Here is an 18,994-nt window from a genome sequence, read left to right as displayed (position 1 = left end):
GTTTTATATGGAAAATCAGGTGAAATTTTATGAGTATTATGCGGAGTGGATTGAGTTATACAAGGTAGGAGCGGTGAGAGATGTTACGTTGGCTAAGTATAAAATGAGTTTGAAATGGGTTCGGGAATTGGTCCCCGATTTATTTTTACAAGATCTAGATCGAAAGTCATATCAAAGCTTGTTAAATCAATACGCAATGACACATGAAAAACAGACAACGTTAGACTTTCACCATCAATTAAAAGGGGCACTAAGAGATGCGCTTGATGAACGAATCATTATTTCAGATCCGACAAGAAAAGTAGTTATTAAAGGCAAGACACCACGTCCAAAAAAGGATAAGTACTTGAATCAATTCGATTTGCAAAAATTATTAGACTCACTGGAATTAACCGAGCAAGTTAGCTTTGATTGGTTGATTCTTTTGATAGCAAAAACAGGCTTACGCTTTTCAGAAGCGTTAGCACTTACACCAGAGGATTTTAATTTCTTTAATCAAACAATTTCAGTGACGAAAACATGGAATTATAAAACAAATGAGGGAGGATTCATGGGTACAAAAAATGCTTCTTCAAAAAGACATGTATCAATCGATTGGAAGACGGGGATGCAGTTTGCGCAGTTAATTAAAGATCTACCTGACAATGAACCAATCTTTGTTAAGGAAAGAGTATTTAATTCAACGGTCAATAATTTGTTGAGGAGGTGTTGTAAAAAGACTGGTATACCAATCATTACTGTACACGGATTGCGACATACTCATGCTTCGTTACTTTTATTTGCTGGTGTGTCAATTGCTAGTGTTGCACGTAGACTGGGCCACGCAAATATGACCACAACTCAACAAATCTATCTTCACATTATTCAGGAGCTTGAAAATCAAGATAATGATAAAATTATGCGTTACCTATCTGGTCTCTGACAGGTAGGTTTTTGTTATTTTAATAGGTTAAAATAGTTCTCACTGATGAAGAGCGATAGTCTCGTCTAACTGTTTGAAGAATGAACCGATTTTTTGTTGCTCGTCAATATCCAATGGGACAGTTATAGATAGTCCTTTTAATGATTTTTGACTAACCCCTTTAGCAGTTCCACCGCTTGATAATGCTGATAAATTATTGAAAACTAAAGGAGATTTTAATAATACAGCTAAGAAGTCATTAGTCATCATATCTTCTTTGGTCTCAAATGCTACAGTTCTTTGACTTAAAATATATCCGTTATCATCAGGTACTTGAGCGACATTTCCCATAGGAGCCTCTGTTGTAAAGAGAACCTGTCCTTTTTTTAGTTCTCTTCCTGACATCCATTTTCTGTATAATTTCTCATCACCATAGTGAGCATCAGCTAACGGATCAATATATCCATTTTTTACGTTCAAAGCGGATAAAGCTAAATATCCAGAATCACTCCAGTCCATGCCTAACTTTTTAGGAGTTCTACCTCTAAAATCTATTGTTGAAGCTATACTTTCAAAAAACTTACGCTCTTCCCAAGCAAAGTGATTGAAATTTATCGGGATTGTTTCATTAAGCCAAGTTTGCAGTCGGATAGTTATGCTATAATTTTAGATGTGAAACCGATGTATTATGTATATATATAAGTTTTAAATGAAAAAGATAAAAATTAATACGGGGATAAAATAACAAAAGCGGGTGAATATATGGTGGGTATGACAGCAGAGCAAGTGATGGAGAATACACTGATTCAACAGCTCATTTCTGGGCAGTCTCAATGGGTGTATCGTGATGACTTGCATACGGAAGATGAATTATGGCAGAACTTTAAAAATAAATTAGAACAAAATAATCGAGATATTCTAGGTGAGACTCCATTGACGCATCAAGAGTTTCGCCAGATTAAAAATCGACTGACATTCGGAAGTTTTTATAAGGCGGCTGAGTGGTTAGTCGGTGAGAATGGAATAGCAAAAGTGGAAGTACAACGAGAAGACGTGAAGCAAGGGACGATTCGTCTACGAGTAATCAATCGCCAAGATATTGCTGGCGGAATTTCTTCGTATGAAGTGATTAACCAGTATGTTTCTCCAAAGCGTCTCGTTGAAGATGTGGATCGTCGTTTTGATGTCACTTTACTGATTAATGGTCTGCCAATGATTCACATCGAATTAAAAAATCGGTCTCATCCGTTTATGGATGCCTTTCGACAAATAAAAAAATACGTTCGTGAAGGAAAGTTTAATGGCATCTACTCGACTGTCCAGATGTTTGTCGTATCTAATGGGTCAGATACACGTTACATCGCATCAGCAAAAGATACCAAACTGAACGAACAGTTTCTAACCAAATGGGTAGACCCGGATAATAGGCCGGTAACGGATTATTTGGAGTTTGCACGTGAGGTCTTGTCAATACCGATGGCTCACAAAATGGTGACACAATATACAGTTCTTGATAATAATAAAAATTCATTGATTTTATTGCGACCGTACCAAATTCATGCTATTGAAAAGGTAAAGGAAGCATCTAAGAGGCAACAGTCTGGGTTTGTCTGGCATACGACAGGGTCGGGGAAGACGTTGACATCGTATAAGGTAGCACGAAATTTACTGCAGATTCCGTCGTTGCAAAAGACGATTTTTATTGTGGACAGAGTGGATCTTGATCAGCAGACGACAAGTTCGTTTTCTTCTTATGCAGAGAATGATGTGATTGAGATTGACGAGACGGAGAATGTGAATGATCTGATAAAGAAATTACTGTCAGATGATCGGACGGTCATCGTGACCACGATTCAAAAATTGAATCATGTCATGAAGCGATTTGCTCATCAGCAGGAAAGCAAACGTTACGAAAAATTGGTGAATTTAAAAGTGGCGTTTGTCATTGACGAATGCCATCGTGCGGTAAGCCCGGTGAAAAAGCGTGAAATAGAAGAGTTTTTTATTTATTCTTTGTGGTATGGCTTTACAGGTACACCTATTTTTAAAGAAAATGCCAAAATAGCGCTAGGGGATTTGCCACGGACGACGGCTCAGCAGTATGGGGATTGTCTGCATGAGTATACAGTAAAAGAAGCCATACATGACAAAGCAGTGCTCGGATTTCAGGTGGAGTATAAGTCTACTTTCTCGCAAGATGATCTTGACCGACTTGTGGCACAAGTTGAGCAAAAGGATGAATTAGAGATTACTGATTGGTCGATTCCTGATAAGGAAGCACGTTTGCCAAAATCAATCTATGAAGCTGACGAGCATATGTGGGAAGTGGTACGCTCTATTGTCAATAAGTCAAAAAACAAGCTAGGATTTGCAAAGGGATCGGGTCAAACGTACAATGCTCTTTTGACAACGAGTTCAATCACACAAGCCCAAAGATATTTTCGGATGTTCTGTGCAGTGAGAGATGGCGAGAGTCCGTTTGAGATAGAGGAGCAAGTCAAGCGGGTATTGCCTGATTTTCCGAAAGTGGCTATTACTTATTCCATTTCTGAAAATGAAGAGGCATCGGTTTCTAATCAAAACGAAATGAAAAAGGCAATTGCCTATTACAATCAAATGTTTGGTACGAGTTACACGATAGAAACGATGCGCGGATACAATCGAAATATAAATGATCGTTTGGCACGAAAGCGTGAGAATTACTTAGTGCGCTCAGAGCAACTTGATTTGGTTATCGTGGTCGATCGTTTATTGACGGGCTTTGATGCACCTTGTCTGTCTACTCTATTTATTGATCGTCAACCGATGAAGCCACATGACTTAATCCAAGCGTTCTCGAGAACGAACCGACTATTTGATAAGCAGAAAAAATATGGGCAGATAGTCACTTTCCAGGTACCAAAGACATTTGAACAGCGAGTAAAAGAGGCGCTCATTCTCTATTCAAATGGGGGACAAAATGACGTACTGGCACCGAGTTGGGAGGAATCGAAAGAACTTTTCCATCAAGCAATTTTTGACTTGAAAGAAGTGGTCACACGACCGGAAGAGATAGATCTAGATAGTATGAATCCTGCTGAACTGAAGAAATTTATCAAGGCGTTTCAGCAGTTTGATAAATCCTATGCAGCAGTGCAAGTGTACTCTGAATTTGATGATCAGATGATGGGGGCTGATTTTCCTTTTCATTCTGAAGAGTATGAAGCGTATCGTGGGAAATACGAAAATGCGCTAGAGATATTGACTAAAGATCCAGAAGAAGGTGGCAAGACAGAGATTGATATTTCATATGAATTAGAATCAGTGAAGACTGAGGAAATCAATTATGAATATATATTGATGTTGATACAAGCCTTCGTTCCTTCTGGTGATGATGCTTATGAGCTTATTCCACGCGAAGATCAAAAGGCAGCGGCCGAAGTCGACAACTATATCGCGACGCTGAGTCGAAATAATCCTAAACTAGCTGATGTACTACAACAAATATGGACGAATATTTTGTCTGATCCAGAGGCGTATCGAGATCAAGATGTTTCGAACATGTTAGAAGATTTAATTCTTCAGCAAGAATCCCAAATGGTGAAGCAATTTGCTCAGTTTTGGCATGTGGATGAAGATGAGGTCGCCTATGTTGTTTCGAATTTCAATGAAAAAAATGACAAACAACCAGGTGAAAATGAGTTGAAGAAAACAGGTGATTATCAAATGTACCGTGAGCATGCAGAGCAACCTGTATCTAAGCTTAAATATGGACGAGCAATGATTGAAGATTTAAACGACTTAGTGAAAGAGGAAATTCTACCGTTTAGAAAGCGATAAGGTGGGTTCATATGTATGAATTATTAAAAGACAATCATGAAAAAGTAATGATGGAGTTAGCGGCTGAGGCCAGTCACTCTATTGAATGTATGTCCCCCTATGTCAAAAAAGAAGTGACGACAAAACTACTTTCCCGTAAGAAGACGACTACGAGTATCTCCTTAATTACGAATCCTTCATTAAGAAATCTTTTATCAGATTCACTTGATTCAGAAGCATTGACATCTTGGTTAGCGGCGAACGGTCACGTATACGGACATGCTTCGTTACATGCGAAAATCTATCTTTTCGATCGACAGATGGGCATCATAACATCTGCGAATCTAACAAATGGGGGATTACGCAATAACTTAGAGTATGGCATTTTATTCGATAATACTCAGCTAGTACAACAAGTGAGCAACGAGCTGGATTGCTTGTATCAAGATTCGCTAACAGATAAATTAACTAGAACCAAAGTAAATGAATTAGTATGATTACAACAAGTGTTAAAGCAAGCTTTTCATCAAAACGAAATAACAGAGCATGCTGCTACCTATACGAGTCTGACAGAAGAGACAATCACGAATCAATTAAAAGGCTGGAAAAAAGATCTCTTTGAAGTGGTAAAATTACAAGCAACCGAATTTCAACTGTCGGAAGTCTACCGATATAAGGACCGTCTACAGCTAGCATATCCGGAGAACAATCACATAGAAGCGAAAATTCGACAAGTCTTACAGCATTTAAGGGATATGGGGCTTATCGAGTTTATCGGTGAAGGAAGCTATCGAAAAAGCTATCAACTAGTGTAAAATGTAGGAACACCCACTCAAGGAGGTACCGTTATGAACCAAGTGAAATGCCCAAGCTGTGGCAAGGAATTTACAATTGATGAGGCAAGCTATGCGGAAATTGTGAGCCAAGTCCGTAATAAAGAATTTTCTGCCGAGATTCACGAAAAATTGGAGCAAATCGCGCACCAACATCAAAGTGAACTTGCTTTAGTTCAGGAAAAGGCAGCGAATCAATTGGCCAATCAATTGGCGCAAAAAGAGACGGAGATTAGTGACTTACAGCATCAAATCAGTCAGTTTGAAACAGAGAAAGAGCTTGTTAAGCGCGACAGCGACACGCAACGCATCACTGAAATTTCTGCCAAAGAGCGGGAACTAGCCGAGCTGCAAGCCAAAATGAAAGAGCTAGAAAATCAAAATAAATTGTCATTAATTCAAGCCAATGCAGATAATGAAAAGCTGATCGCTGACTTGAAAAATCAGTTGCAGCTCAAAGAAAAAGAAGACGCGTTAGAGAAACAATCACTAAAGCAACAGTATGAGAATGAATTAAAGCAAAAAGATGACACTATCGCCTTTTATAAAGATTTTAAGGCAAAGCAATCGACGAAAATGATCGGTGAAAGCTTGGAGCAGCATTGTGAGATTGAGTTCAACCGCTTGCGCAGTGCCGCCTTTCCTCGTGCTGAGTTTGGCAAGGACAATGATGCACGGACGGGAAGCAAGGGTGATTATATCTATCGTGAGTACGATGAGCATGGTACGGAGATTATCTCGATTATGTTTGAGATGAAAAATGAAGGCGATGAGACAGCGACGAAGAAAAAAAATGAGCATTTCTTTAAGGAACTAGACAAAGATCGTACGGAAAAACATTGCGAGTATGCTATTTTGGTGACGCTCTTAGAGGCAGATAATGAGTTGTACAATACGGGAATCGTCGATGTATCTTATGCATATGACAAGATGTATGTCATCCGTCCGCAATTCTTTATTCCGATGATTACGTTATTAAGAAATGCGGCGATGAATTCATTGCAATATAAGCAAGAAGTCGCACTCATGCGCGAACAAAATATTGATATTACTAATTTTGAAGAAGATTTAAACACATTTAAAGAAGGCTTTGCCCGGAATTATGAGCTAGCAAGTCGGAAGTTTAGCACGGCGATTGATGAAATTGACAAGACGATTACCCATTTGCAAAAAACCAAAGAGGCGTTGTTATCATCAGAAAATAATTTACGGTTAGCCAATAAAAAAGCCGATGACCTAACAGTCAAAAAATTGGTCAAAAATAACCCAACAATGAAAGAAAAATTTGATTCATTGTCCGAGTAGGTTTACTCTTTAGCTTAAGTAAAATTCAATTGTTTTTGTTATTGATAAAATGATGATGGATAAGAATGGAGTGGATGGAATGGCAGTTGCGGAATTTGATTTTTATTCTGATGCATTGAAAAGAGAGACGAGTTTTTCGGTGTGTATCCCTAATGATGTCACCGCTGAACAAAAGAAACAGTATGCGAAGGCATATAGTCGTGAGATGAAGACTTTGTATTTGCTACATGGTTATGGTCGCAATCATCATACATGGCTTTTAAATAGTCGAATCACAGAGCTTTCAATACAATATAATTTAGCTGTCGTCTTCCCAGATGGCGAAAACAGCTTCTATGTAGACCGACCAGGTGCGGGAAATGAGTATTGTCGCTTTGTCGGACAAGAGCTTGTCGACTATACCCGTCGTATGTTTGGGCTATCGCATAAGCGCGAAGATACTTTTATCGGAGGTCTATCGATGGGCGGTTATGGGGCTTTACATGTGGGTCTAGCGTTTCCTGATACATTTGGCAAAATTTTTGCATTGTCCTCGGCACTGATTATTCATGATATTCAAGGCATTCCTTCGTCGCATCAAGACGCTATCGCTGACTATGCGTATTACGCTGAAAAGTTTGGAGATCTTGATCAAGTAGCCGCTAGTCTATACAATCCAGAGCGTCAGCTTGAGAAAATTCAAGCAGAGGATGGCACTTTGCCTGAACTCTATGTCGCCTGTGGTACGGAAGACTTTCTCATTGAGCAAAATCGGACGTTTGCGCGCTTTTTAGAAAGTAAAGAGATTCCAGTAACGTATCTTGAAAGTCCTGGGATTCATGACTGGGAGTTTTGGAATGAGTACCTTGAGCCGTCTTTAAAATGGCTGATGGGGAATAATTAGCAAACTGATGCTGTGAAGAAAGCAATTAGCTATCACATAGTTAAGGGAGTGTGACGATTTTTTTTGTCGCACTCCTTTTTGTCAATCGTGCAGATTTAGAGTGAATCAGGTATAATCAAGTGATGAATCAGATTTGAGAGGAGCAAACCTATGCGGACATTAGTGATCGTGTCGCACCCAGATATTCAGGGGTCGGGTAGTCAACAATTTTTAAAGGAGTCCTTACCGACAACCAATGATGTTACCTTTCATCATCTTGAAGCGTGCTACCCAGATGGAGTAATCGATATCCGCGCGGAACAGAGGCTATTGCGTGAGCATGATCGAATTATTTTTCAATTTCCCTTTTATTGGTACTCTTCACCAGCGATGCTTAAGCAATGGCAAGATGAGGTACTGACGGAATCATTTGCTTTTGGCAGTTACGGTAAGGCTTTAGCGGGTAAGTCGTTTGGTTTAGTCGTCGTCATTGGCAATCGTGAGTCGGAGTATCAGGCGGGCGGTCGCGAGGGTTATTCATTTAGTAGCTTAACACTCCCTTTTCAAGCGATGGCAAATAAAGTGGGTATGCAGTTTTTGAAGCCTTTAGGGATATTTCAGTTTCAGTATATGGATGAGGCAGCTAAGCAGCAATTATTGATTCGTTATCAGCAGTACCTTGTTTTAGCGGATATTGATTCGCTGAAGGAGCGTGAAGAATGGCTGATGCAGGCTCTAGCAGCGACGAGTCTTACCACGTTGCCAGAGGGTTCGGAGTTTATCATTCAAGCAGCAATCGAACAAATCAGCCAAGCACGGCTGGAGCTGGACGAACTACATTTATATTTGGAAGGGATGTGAGTCATTTGGCAAAAGAAGAGTGGCTTGAAAGTCAATTGCTCGCATTAGCATCTGAAAGCAAAGACTATAAGCAAAAGGCCTTGTTGGTGGCGGCAAAAGCGTTGTTAGCAGAACAGCAAGTGCGCTTGCAGCAAGCACAAGGGCAACTAGATGGTGAACTGTGGTCACCGAGTCAATGGGCAGATGAAGATCGTACTAATAACTAGTAGTGGTGATGTTAAAAATGTGCTACACTAAAGATGTATCTTGAATACGCTTTCTTTAAAAGGAGGAGGAACCATGGCATTAGAAGCAGCATTTATTTTTTTAGCTCCGGAAGCAGACTATGAGAAGGATCGCTCTACGATTCAGACAGTTGAAGTGAACTTGACGACAGTTGGTGTCAAAAATTATGAAGACGCAGTAAAAGCTGCCATCGGACTAGAGAAAGAAGGCATTCGCGCAATCGAGTTGTGTGGTGGCTTCGGTGTGGAAGGGACTGCGATGATCAAGCGTGCACTCTCTAAGGAGACTGCAGTCGGCGTTGTCCGCTTTGATACCCATCCAGGCCTAGGAAATCAAAGTGGCGATGACTTGTTTGGAAACTAAAAAGTCTGAGACAGAGTTATTCAGCTATCAGCAAAAAGACCATAAACACCATAAGTTCTTTCTCAAACTTTTGGTGTTTATGGTCTTTTTGTCGTAGCAATTATAATCACACGCTCTTTTATTCCAAGCCGATAAGGTAATCTTCATCCTTCATTGCTTCTACAGATCCTAGCAGGTAGCCATTACCGACTTGTGAGAAGAAGTCATGGTTACTTGTACCTGTAGAGATGCCGTTCATCACGATTGGGTTGACATCATTGGCACTGTCAGGGAAGAGAGGGTCTTGACCCATATTCATTAATGCTTTGTTGGCATTGTAGCGTAGGAAAGTTTTCACTTCTTCCGCCCAGCCAATTTCTCCGTAAAGTTCGTCTGTATAGTTTTCTTCATTTTCATAAAGTTCAAACAACAGGCCGTACATCCAGTCCTTGAGTTCGGCTTGTTCTGCTTCAGGAAGTGCTTGAAAGCCTAGCTGGAACTTGTAGCCGATATACGTTCCATGGACAGACTCATCACGGATGATGAGCTTAATAATTTCGGCGACATTCGCTAGTTTGTTATTTCCTAGATAGTAGAGAGGTGTATAAAAACCAGAATAAAACAAAAATGTTTCTAAAAAGACACTGGCGATTTTCTTTTGGAGCGGTGTACCGTGCTTGTAGATTTCATTGATTTTTTCGGCTTTGGCCTGCAAGTATGGGTTGGTATTGGTCCATTCAAAGATTTCTTCGATTTCTTTTTTGGTATTTAGTGTACTAAAAATAGAAGAGTAACTTTTCGCATGGACCGATTCCATAAACTGAATATTATTTAATACAGCTTCTTCGTGCGGTGTCCGCGCATCTTTACGTAATTGATCGATGCCGCTCTCTGATTGTAACGTATCTAGTAACGTCAACCCACCAAAGACATGACCGACTAGTTGCTTCTCAGGTTCACTGAGTTTGCGCCAGTCGTCTAAGTCATTGGACAAAGGAATCCGGGTATCCAACCAAAATTGTTCGGTTAGTTTTTCCCATGTTGATTTATCAATGACGTCTTCAATTTCGTTCCAGTTAATTGCTTCATAGTAGGTATTTGCCATCTTATTCACTCCTTGTTCAATTAGATGTGTTGCTTAGATTACGCAGCTTTCGCATTGGTTGCTTCCGATTTCTTCTGCATCATCTGTAAATGTCCGAACATAGTAGATGGACTTGATTCCTTTATGAAACGCATAATGGCGCAAGATGTTTAAGTCGCGAGTCGTTTGCTTGGTCGTCGTTTTCCATTCATACAGTCCTTCAGGCATATCCGAACGCAAGAAGAGTGTCATACTCATTCCTTGGTCGATGTGCTGTTGGGCAGTCGCATAGACGTCGATGACTTTGCGCATATCCATATCATATGCTGATTTATAGTAGCCAATCGTCTCATTTGATAAATAAGCGGCAGGGTAGTAGATTTTTCCGATTTTCTTTTCTTGGCGTTCTTCAATCAAACGCGTGATAGGATGTAGACTAGCGCTCGTGTCATTAATATAAGAGATTGAGCCATTCGGTGCTACAGCTAAGCGATTTTGATGGTATAAGCCATCACGTTTCACGTTGTCAGCTAATACTTGCCAGTCGTCACTTGTCGGGATGAAGACGCCGGCAAATAATTCTTTGACCTTCGCTGATTTTGGCTGATGGTTTCCTTGAATATACTTATCAAAATAACTGCCGTCTGCATAGCTTGATTTTTCAAAATTATGGAAGACCAGTTGACGTTCTTTTGCGATAGTATTGCTTTCCACCAAAGTCCAGTAATTCAACAATGTGAAATAAATGTCTGTAAATTCGATCGATTCAGGTGAACCATACTCCATTTGATTTTTCGCAAAATAAGTATGCAAGCCCATCGCTCCTAGTCCAATCGTATGGTTTAAATGGTTCCCATTTTGAATGGATGGTACTACATCAATATCTGATGCATCCGTCACGAAAGTCAGCGCGCGCGTCATTGTTCGTACTGATTTACCAAAGTCAGGGCTACTCATTAAGTTGACAATATTCGTAGAGCCTAAGTTACAGCTAATGTCGGTACCTAAGACGTCATACTCTTGCTTGGCGTTGATTAATGAAGGCTCTTGTACTTGTAAAATTTCAGAACAAAGATTACTCATAATAATTTTGCCGTTTACAGGATTGGCACGGTTCGCTGTATCGATATTAATAATATAAGGATAGCCGGATTCTTGTTGTAATTTTGATAATTCATTTTCTAAATCACGGGCTTTTATTTTTGTTTTACGAATGCGTGGATTTGTGACTAACTCATCGTATTTTTCAGTAATATCAATATATGAGAAAGGCACGCCATATTCACGTTCGACGCTGTATGGACTAAACAGATACATTTCTTCATTTTTACGGGTCAGTTCATAAAATTTATCTGGTACTAGCACACCAAGTGACAAGGTCTTTACTCGAATTTTTTCGTCAGCATTTTCTTTTTTCGCTGACAAAAAGGTCATAATATCTGGATGGAAGACATTCAAATATACGACACCAGCGCCTTGACGTTGGCCAAGTTGATTAGAGTAACTGAAGCTGTCTTCGAATAATTTCATGACAGGCATCACGCCACTTGCAGCACCTTCATAACCCTTGATAGGTGAACCAGCTTCACGTAAGTTAGACAACGTAATCCCGACACCGCCGCCAATCCGAGACAATTGCAGTGCCGAGTTAATGCCACGACCAATGGAATTCATATCATCTGTTAGCTGAATTAAAAAACAAGACACCAATTCCCCACGACGTTTACGACCAGCATTTAAGAAACTTGGTGTTGCTGGTTGGTAGCGTTGATGAATCATTTCATCTGCTAAAGCTAACGCCAACTCTTCATCTCCATTAGCAAAATAAAGTGCATTAAATGCGACGCGATCCTCATACGACTCTAAGTATTCTTCCCCATTGTTGGTCTTTAGGGCATATTGAGAGTAAAACTTGTACGCAGCCATAAATGAATGGAAGACAAATGATTGTTCTGCTAGGAAAGCATACAGCTGCTCGATAAATTCTGGCTGGTATTTGTTTAAAAATTCTTCTTCAAGGTACTCTTCTTCTACTAAATAGGCTATTTTGTCGTGAATGGATGCAAATGTCTTCGTATTTGGTGCGACATTTTCTTTTAAGAAGGCTGCGAGCGCTTCTTGATCCTTTTGTAGAGGGATTTGTCCATTAACAGGACGATTGATTTCGTTATTTAACTTAAAATAGGTAACGTCACCTAATGCTTTTAAACTCATGAAAACACAACCTTTTCTTTTTCTTGAAATAAAAAAGAAGGATTTGCGTCAAGGGACCGTCAAATCCAACTCACATCATTGCTTTTTTTAATCTGTGAATTAACTTGCTAATTGGCGTAATTGATCTGGGCGGAAGCCGATAATAGCCGCAGTAGCATCAGATAAAACCACAGGCACACTTTGGAAGCCATGTTCTTTTAAGTAGTCAATATATTCAGGTTGATCATCGATATTAATTTCTTCAAAAGTGACGTCATTTTCTGTTAAAAAGCGTTTTGCCATTTTGCATTGCATGCAGTTGTTCTTTGAAAATAATTTTACGTTCATAGTATATTCCTCCAGTACATGAAACTTGCTTATGAGAAAATACTAATGTAGCAAGCTGAAAATGTCAATATAAATATACTATATATTGTGTTTGTGAATTCAATATGACACTAATTGTTGTGTTTATTCATGAAAATAATAAAAGAAAACTTGATAAGACAACACCAACGGGAAACTTAAATTAGTAAGAATTAGTCAAAGAATTTTTTCTTGTGAAGAAAAAGTTATAAAGATAAAATTGACAGTCTTTAAAAATAGGTATACATTGATGATAATGATTCTCAATTGCAAATAGAGTGATAGGTTATCACTAATCTAAAAAAGGATAGTAGGAGTTTTTTTAGACAATGACAACATTAGATAAGTGTGAAATTGGCGTGATTTATCAAGTGAATAATATAACAATAGAAGATTCTGTACGCTTTCATTTGCAACGATTAGGTTTAACAAAAGGCAATCGCGTGACCGTTGTTCAGCGTGATGCCAAAAGTGCCATTGTATCTGTTCAAAAGACCCGTGTTGCTTTGGAAGTCGCTTTGCTCCAAAAAATAGAAGTGGGTGAAGTCACAAGTCACAATGAATGGCTATCTCTAGATCAGCTTACAGTCGGTGAAACAGGCAAAGTCGTCAACTTGTACGGTCAAGGAGCGGTCCGTCGTCGGTTGATGGATATGGGGGTCACAAAAAATGTGACCATTACCGTTCAAAAATTAGCTCCGCTTGGTGACCCGATCGAAGTGAAGCTACGTGGCTACGCATTGACGCTTCGCAAAGAAGAAGCAGCACATATTTTGATGGAAAGGGTGGACGAAGCATGAATCAATGGCAACTTGCACTGACTGGTAACCCCAATAGTGGCAAAACGAGCGTGTTTAATTTGCTAACCGGCGCGACACAATCCGTCGGTAACTGGCCAGGTGTTACTGTGGAACGAAAATCGGGAACTTATCGTAAGAACAAACAAATCCTAATTCAAGATCTTCCAGGTATCTACTCACTTGCGCCATACACACCGGAAGAAATTGTCGCTAGAGACTATCTTCTTCAAGGTCGACCGACTGCCATTGTCAATATCGTAGACGGTACCAATCTGGAGCGGAATTTGTATTTGACCACGCAGCTCATGGAGACCGGCAGTCCAGTCATGGTGGCAGTGAATATGATGGATCTAATGAAAAAGAATGGCCGCACGATTAACTTGGAGAAACTCGCATATGGATTAGGAGTACCAGTCGTCGGAATCAGTGCAATCAAAAAGCAAGGTATCGATGAATTGATGAAGACAACGACACATATGATTGAAAACAATCCAGAAACGGTCCATTACCCGTCCTATGATGCCCGCGTAGAGGCAGCTTTAGATGAAATTAGTGATGTATTAGGCAACACCGTCTGTCCAAGTCAAACAAGATGGTACGCCACCAAGCTTTTTGAACGAGATACTCGTGCGTATGAGGAGCTAGATTTAAGTAGTTTGCAGCGAAAAGAAATTGAAGAAATTGTAGCAATTGCTGAAAAGATTTTTCAAGATAGTAGCGATGCAATTCTGGTCAATGAACGCTATGAATTTATTACGAAGCTGATGGCATTGTGTACAGTAGATGAAAAAAGTCATTTCTTAAAGATGAGTGATCATATTGACCGCGTGGTGACCCATCGTGTCTTAGCGTTACCGATTTTTGCCTTTATTATGTGGGGGATGTATTACTTAGCGATTCAAAGTATCGGAGGATTTGGGACGGATTGGGTAAACGATGTGCTTTTTGGTTCCATTGTGCCCGACTTTGTAGAGAAAACTTTGGTCCAATGGCAAGTGGCAAGCTGGATGCAAGATTTAATCATTAATGGCATTATCGCAGGCGTCGGAGCAGTTCTCGGCTTCTTGCCTCAATTGATTGTTTTGTTTTTATGCTTAGCCATTCTCGAAGACTGTGGATACATGTCACGGATTGCCTTTGTAATGGATCGAATTTTCCGTAAGTTTGGCCTTTCCGGGAAGTCGTTCATTCCCATGTTGATTGCGACTGGTTGTGGGGTGCCGGGTGTCATGGCGAGTCGGACGATTGAAAATGAAAAAGATCGCCGCTTGACTGTCATGATTACGACCTTTATGCCATGTTCCGCAAAGCTTCCAATTATTGCATTGGTCGCTGGCGCCTTCTTTCCAAATGCAAGCTGGGTTGCACCATCTGCTTACTTCCTTGGTATCACATCAATTGTCTTATCTGGGATTGCTTTAAAGAAGACTCGGCTTTTTTCAGGAGATCCAGCACCCTTTATCATGGAGCTACCTGCATATCATTTGCCACAATTAAGAAGTATTTTGAATCAAACCTTTCTTCGTGCCAAATCATTTGTTAAAAAAGCCGGTACGATTATCTTTGTCTCGACCATCTTCATTTGGTTTACGTTCAAGTTTAACTTTGTCTTGCTAGAAGTACCAGGTGAACAAAGCATGCTTGCTACATTCGGTGGCTGGCTTGCTCCTATATTCAAACCACTTGGATGGGGTGTCTGGCAAGGAGCAGTCGCGACGATTACCGGATTAGTAGCCAAAGAGAATGTTATTGGAACATTTGGTATCTTATATGGTCATCTTGGATCAGTCTCAGATAACGGCAAGGAAGTCTGGTCATTGTTGCATGCCGACTTTACACCTGTCGCAGCATATTCATTTTTAGTCTTTAATCTCTTATGTGCACCATGTTTTGCAGCGATTGGTGCAATCAGACGTGAAATGGGGACGTTAAAATGGACTATGACGGCAATTGGTTACCAATGCGGCTTGGCGTATCTGGTCAGCTTTATGACGTATCAATTTGGTCATGTGTTATTTGAAGGGGGAACAATTGGTCTTGAAACAGCCCTAAGCGTGCTTGTACTTGCATTCCTTGTCTATCAAATTATCCGTAAACCAAAAGAACGAATTATCGAAGTAACGACTGTCGTACCAAGTATGAAGGAAGGATAAAAAATGGCCACGATTATTTTAGCAGTCTTAATTTTTGTGACAGCAGCCTACATTGTTTATCGACAAGTAACAGGCAAATCACAGCATTGTGAACAGTGCAATTGTAGCTGCCCAGCGAAAGATGCTCAAGCTTTAAGTAAAACAAAGTAAACAACAAGATTTGTTATTTTTCTTCCAAAAGTCTCTTGCATTTTTCTGATACGGGTGATACTATGTAAAAGTACTTTTGGTACGGGACGTTAGCTCAGTTGGTAGAGCAGCTGACTCTTAATCAGCGGGTCGCGGGTTCGAACCCCTCACGTCCCATTGGGTGCCAAACCCACGAAGTCGGAGAATTGTTGGTGCGAAAGCATTTAGAAAACGATTCTCGCGGCTTCTTTTTTGTTTAAAATAAAAGGTGATAGGTTGTATGATTACCACTTTTCATTTCCTTCTGGTTTACTGAGGTCTTGAAGTGTAATACGGACTATTTTTTGAAATTGGAACATAATTGTTCAATCGTCAATTCAGGTTCTACGTTTGTCAACTCGAGGATTAATCGCACCTTCTTCTTTGGACACAACTAATTGGTGAGCAGCATGATCGCAAATAAAGACGAATAGTTGTTTTTCGTCTCTAGTTGTGTTTTACTAACAGTAGAAAGTGAGGGATCCTCTATTGATTAACTAATCCAATTTGTTGAAGCTGCATAAAGACTTAGGATCTAACAAGGACTAAGTGTGCAGATTTTCAAGATTGGTTTAGTTGCAATAGAGGGTCTTTTTTGCGTGCCCTCATCAATCTTGAAAATAGCCAGGTATTCAAAGAAATGAGGGCGAACAATGTCTACCATTGAATTAAAAAAACTCACCTTTGGCTATGGTAGCCAAGAAAAAAATATTTTTGATAAAACAACGCTAACAATCCAAACTGAGTGGAAACTAGGCTTGATTGGTCGCAACGGCAGGGGAAAAACAACACTGCTAAAGCTTTTAGAAGGTAAATTGCCTCATCAAGGGACGATTTGTCATCAACAAACTCTCTACTATTTCCCACAAACAGTGCCTGATAAGCGAAGAATGACTTTCGAAATCCTGCAAGATCTTTCAGATGGGGAGACTTGGAAGGTTGAGAGAGAATTACGATTACTAGAAGTTGCTGAGAATGTATTATGGCGACCATTTGACACTTTATCTGGAGGAGAACAAACGAAAGTGCTGTTAGCAGGATTATTCGTAGACGAGAAAGCTTACCCATTGATTGACGAGCCGACCAACCATCTAGATATGCTTGCACGTCAACAAGTAATCACTTATTTGAAAAATAAGACGAGAGGATTCATGTTAGTCAGCCATGATCGAGCATTTGTCGATGCAGTGGTTAACCACATTTTATCTATTGAGAAAAGTCAATTGGTTCTTTCTAAAGGAAACTATAGCATCTATGAAGAGCAGAAAGAACGGCGAGATAAGTTTGAACAGGAAAAAAATCAAAAATTAAAAAGAGAAATTAATCGGCTGGAACAATCGGCGACTGAAAAAGCAGAATGGTCTCATTCCAGAGAAAAAGACAAGGTAAATCGCAAACGAGGCTTTGTGGATACGGAAAAAAGAGGACTGAATAAAGGAGCGATTGGCGCCGATGCTGCCCGAGCGATGAAACGATCAAAAGCCATCGTCCAACGTATACAAAAGCAAGCAAATGAAAAGAAAACACTTTTAAAGGACCAGGAATATGTTGATGAGTTAAAGATGAATGTGCAAACCTCACATCATCAGACAGTCCTTACTGCAGAGGCGCTACAACTTGAATATGATCAGTCGCTATTTCAACCATTGGACTTTCAAGTAAATCAAGGGGAACGGCTAGCTGTCTGTGGCGTAAATGGGTCGGGTAAGTCCTCGATTTTAAAGTCTGTAATAGGTGAATTTTCAGGGATTACTCGGGGTACACTGTTAGTTGCCAATGGGCTGAAAATTAGCACTGTTCGCCAAAATTATGAGGACAATCGAGGGACCTTAGCGGAGTTTGCGCAAAAGAATGGCTTAGTTTATGAAGAGTTTTTAAATAATTTAAGAAAACTAGGAGTGGAAAGATCAGTTTTTCATACTCGTATCGAAGACATGAGTATGGGGCAACGAAAACGAGTAGAATTGGCTAAATCACTGACTACACCAGCACATTTATTCGTTTGGGATGAGCCTTTAAATTATCTAGATGTATTTAATCACAAGCAACTCGAAGAACTTATTCTTATGGCAAAGCCGACAATGATTTTTGTTGAGCATGATGCTCGTTTCATTGAACGAATTGCTACGAAAACTCTGGTCGTCGCAAAAGGGTAAGATCCTGCAATTATTTGTACTAGAAAGCTTTTGACAAAGTAACGTGGCTCTGTTATATTAAGTCAAATTTAAACCTTTTGATAATGGAGGGAGCATACTATGAGTAACTTAACGGAACAACTGACTTTTTTGAAGCAGCAACAGTGGATTGATTTGACCCATTTGGTTCATCCAGAAATCCCGTATTTTCCAGCGTTTAAACCGATTGAAGAGCAGACACTTTTTACAGTAGCGGCGGATGGGTTTTACGCCAAAAAATATACATTGGCCTCACAGTATGGTACGCATATTGACGCCCCTGTCCATTTTTGGGAGGAAGGCAGAAGTTTGGATGAGTTGTCATTAAAAGAACTTGTGCTTCCATTGTATGTGATTCACAAAGAAGAGCAAGTCAAGCAAAACCATGACTACCGATTGTCGGTCGAAGATATCCTTGCATTTGAACAAAAGCATGGCAAGATTTCACCGGATAGTTTTGTTGCCTTTGCGAGTGGATGGTCTGCGCGATTTGGTGAGCCTGCTGATTTTTACAATCAGGATGAAGATGGCAACTCGCATACGCCGGGCTGGTCACTGGAAGCATTAAAGTTTTTACATGAAGAGCGTCAGATAAAGGCGATTGGCCATGAGACATTGGATACAGATGCCGCTATTGATTACCGCAAAAATAATGATTTGGTGGGAGAGCGGTATTGGCTAACGCAAAATAATTATCAGGTGGAAGTCTTGACGAATCTTTCAGAGCTTCCAGCAACAGGTGGAATCATTTTTGTCGGAGCGACGAAAATCAAAGAGGCAACTGGTTTTACTGCACGCGTCTTTGCGATTGTTCCTAACAGCATAGCATAATACCCACGACGAGCTAGGATTCGCTACTACGCCAAAGACCAGAAAATCCAAAAGTATGAGACATGGTGTGCACCCCGTCAATAGGACAATGAAATAGT

General features: G+C 40.1%; 18 protein-coding genes and 1 tRNA gene. 15 read left to right on the top strand and 4 right to left on the bottom strand.

Going from position 1 to position 18,994, the window contains the following annotated elements:
• Nucleotides 1–7 precede the first annotated feature (7 nt).
• Nucleotides 8–922 carry a site-specific integrase gene (locus HMPREF9088_RS08450; protein ID WP_040366878.1) on the top strand — a complete coding sequence of 305 codons (915 nt, stop codon included), beginning with the start codon at nt 8–10 and terminating at the stop codon, nt 920–922.
• 39 nt (nt 923–961) lie between these two features.
• Here HMPREF9088_RS08450 and HMPREF9088_RS08445 read toward each other — a convergent pair whose 3' ends face one another.
• Nucleotides 962–1,420: a restriction endonuclease subunit S gene (locus HMPREF9088_RS08445; RefSeq protein WP_007208790.1), complete on the bottom strand. Its 459-nt coding sequence runs from the start codon at nt 1,418–1,420 to the stop codon at nt 962–964.
• 246 nt (nt 1,421–1,666) lie between these two features.
• On the opposite strand from HMPREF9088_RS08445, the gene HMPREF9088_RS08440 reads away from it, so the two are divergent.
• From HMPREF9088_RS08440 to HMPREF9088_RS08405, 8 genes are all read left to right on the top strand, one after another.
• A complete protein-coding gene (locus HMPREF9088_RS08440) occupies nt 1,667–4,720 on the top strand; it encodes a type I restriction endonuclease subunit R (protein WP_420889672.1) in 3,054 nt (1,017 codons plus the stop codon).
• 11 nt (nt 4,721–4,731) lie between these two features.
• On the top strand, nt 4,732–5,196 hold the full coding sequence (locus HMPREF9088_RS08435) for a phospholipase D-like domain-containing protein (RefSeq protein ID WP_007208788.1): 465 nt from the start codon (nt 4,732–4,734) through the stop codon (nt 5,194–5,196).
• A gap of 9 nt (nt 5,197–5,205) precedes the next feature.
• A complete protein-coding gene (locus HMPREF9088_RS08430; protein ID WP_007208787.1) occupies nt 5,206–5,514 on the top strand; it encodes a type II restriction endonuclease TdeI in 309 nt (102 codons plus the stop codon).
• 33 nt (nt 5,515–5,547) lie between these two features.
• Complete coding sequence (locus tag HMPREF9088_RS08425) at nt 5,548–6,837, top strand: DUF2130 domain-containing protein (RefSeq protein WP_007208786.1); 1,290 nt, start codon at nt 5,548–5,550, stop codon at nt 6,835–6,837.
• A 79-nt stretch (nt 6,838–6,916) separates the two neighbouring features.
• Entirely contained in the window at nt 6,917–7,720 is an 804-nt protein-coding gene (locus HMPREF9088_RS08420) for an alpha/beta hydrolase (protein WP_040366876.1), read from the top strand.
• 150 nt (nt 7,721–7,870) lie between these two features.
• Entirely contained in the window at nt 7,871–8,560 is a 690-nt protein-coding gene (locus HMPREF9088_RS08415) for an NAD(P)H-dependent oxidoreductase (protein WP_007208784.1), read from the top strand.
• Nucleotides 8,557–8,766 (top strand): hypothetical protein, encoded by a 210-nt coding sequence (locus HMPREF9088_RS08410; RefSeq protein WP_007208783.1) that lies wholly within the window; start codon nt 8,557–8,559, stop codon nt 8,764–8,766. The genes HMPREF9088_RS08415 and HMPREF9088_RS08410 overlap by 4 nt, the downstream gene beginning before the upstream one ends.
• Before the next feature lie 73 nt (nt 8,767–8,839).
• A complete protein-coding gene (locus HMPREF9088_RS08405; protein WP_007208782.1) occupies nt 8,840–9,148 on the top strand; it encodes a DUF6506 family protein in 309 nt (102 codons plus the stop codon).
• Nucleotides 9,149–9,266: 118 nt separating this feature from the next.
• Here the strand turns inward: HMPREF9088_RS08405 and nrdF are convergent, their stop codons facing one another.
• The 3 genes from nrdF to nrdH all read right to left on the bottom strand — a co-directional run bounded on the left by nrdF (nt 9,267) and on the right by nrdH (nt 12,752).
• On the bottom strand, nt 9,267–10,232 hold the full coding sequence (gene nrdF / locus HMPREF9088_RS08400) for a class 1b ribonucleoside-diphosphate reductase subunit beta (RefSeq protein WP_007208781.1): 966 nt from the start codon (nt 10,230–10,232) through the stop codon (nt 9,267–9,269).
• Nucleotides 10,233–10,265: 33 nt separating this feature from the next.
• Nucleotides 10,266–12,425, bottom strand: coding sequence for a class 1b ribonucleoside-diphosphate reductase subunit alpha (gene nrdE, locus HMPREF9088_RS08395; RefSeq protein ID WP_007208780.1), 2,160 nt, complete (start codon nt 12,423–12,425; stop codon nt 10,266–10,268).
• 99 nt (nt 12,426–12,524) lie between these two features.
• On the bottom strand, nt 12,525–12,752 hold the full coding sequence (gene nrdH, locus HMPREF9088_RS08390) for a glutaredoxin-like protein NrdH (protein WP_007208779.1): 228 nt from the start codon (nt 12,750–12,752) through the stop codon (nt 12,525–12,527).
• 347 nt (nt 12,753–13,099) lie between these two features.
• Between nrdH and HMPREF9088_RS08385 the strand changes: the two genes are divergently transcribed.
• From HMPREF9088_RS08385 to HMPREF9088_RS08365, 6 genes are all read left to right on the top strand, one after another.
• Nucleotides 13,100–13,570 carry a ferrous iron transport protein A gene (locus tag HMPREF9088_RS08385; RefSeq protein WP_007208778.1) on the top strand — a complete coding sequence of 157 codons (471 nt, stop codon included), beginning with the start codon at nt 13,100–13,102 and terminating at the stop codon, nt 13,568–13,570.
• Nucleotides 13,567–15,723, top strand: coding sequence for a ferrous iron transport protein B (feoB, locus tag HMPREF9088_RS08380; protein WP_007208777.1), 2,157 nt, complete (start codon nt 13,567–13,569; stop codon nt 15,721–15,723). Before HMPREF9088_RS08385 ends, feoB begins: the two co-directional genes overlap by 4 nt.
• A 3-nt stretch (nt 15,724–15,726) precedes the next feature.
• Nucleotides 15,727–15,873 carry a FeoB-associated Cys-rich membrane protein gene (locus HMPREF9088_RS11715; RefSeq protein ID WP_007208776.1) on the top strand — a complete coding sequence of 49 codons (147 nt, stop codon included), beginning with the start codon at nt 15,727–15,729 and terminating at the stop codon, nt 15,871–15,873.
• An 83-nt stretch (nt 15,874–15,956) separates the two neighbouring features.
• Nucleotides 15,957–16,029 (top strand) — tRNA-Lys (locus HMPREF9088_RS08375).
• 515 nt (nt 16,030–16,544) lie between these two features.
• Nucleotides 16,545–18,047 (top strand): ribosomal protection-like ABC-F family protein, encoded by a 1,503-nt coding sequence (gene abc-f / locus HMPREF9088_RS08370; RefSeq protein ID WP_007208775.1) that lies wholly within the window; start codon nt 16,545–16,547, stop codon nt 18,045–18,047.
• A gap of 99 nt (nt 18,048–18,146) precedes the next feature.
• Complete coding sequence (locus HMPREF9088_RS08365; RefSeq protein WP_007208774.1) at nt 18,147–18,896, top strand: cyclase family protein; 750 nt, start codon at nt 18,147–18,149, stop codon at nt 18,894–18,896.
• Nucleotides 18,897–18,994 lie beyond the last annotated feature (98 nt).

This window comes from Enterococcus italicus DSM 15952 (assembly GCF_000185365.1).
Lineage (GTDB): Bacteria > Bacillota > Bacilli > Lactobacillales > Enterococcaceae > Enterococcus_G > Enterococcus_G italicus.
The sequence above is the reverse complement of the archived record's forward strand: the minus strand, read 5'-3'. Positions and strand labels throughout refer to the sequence as shown.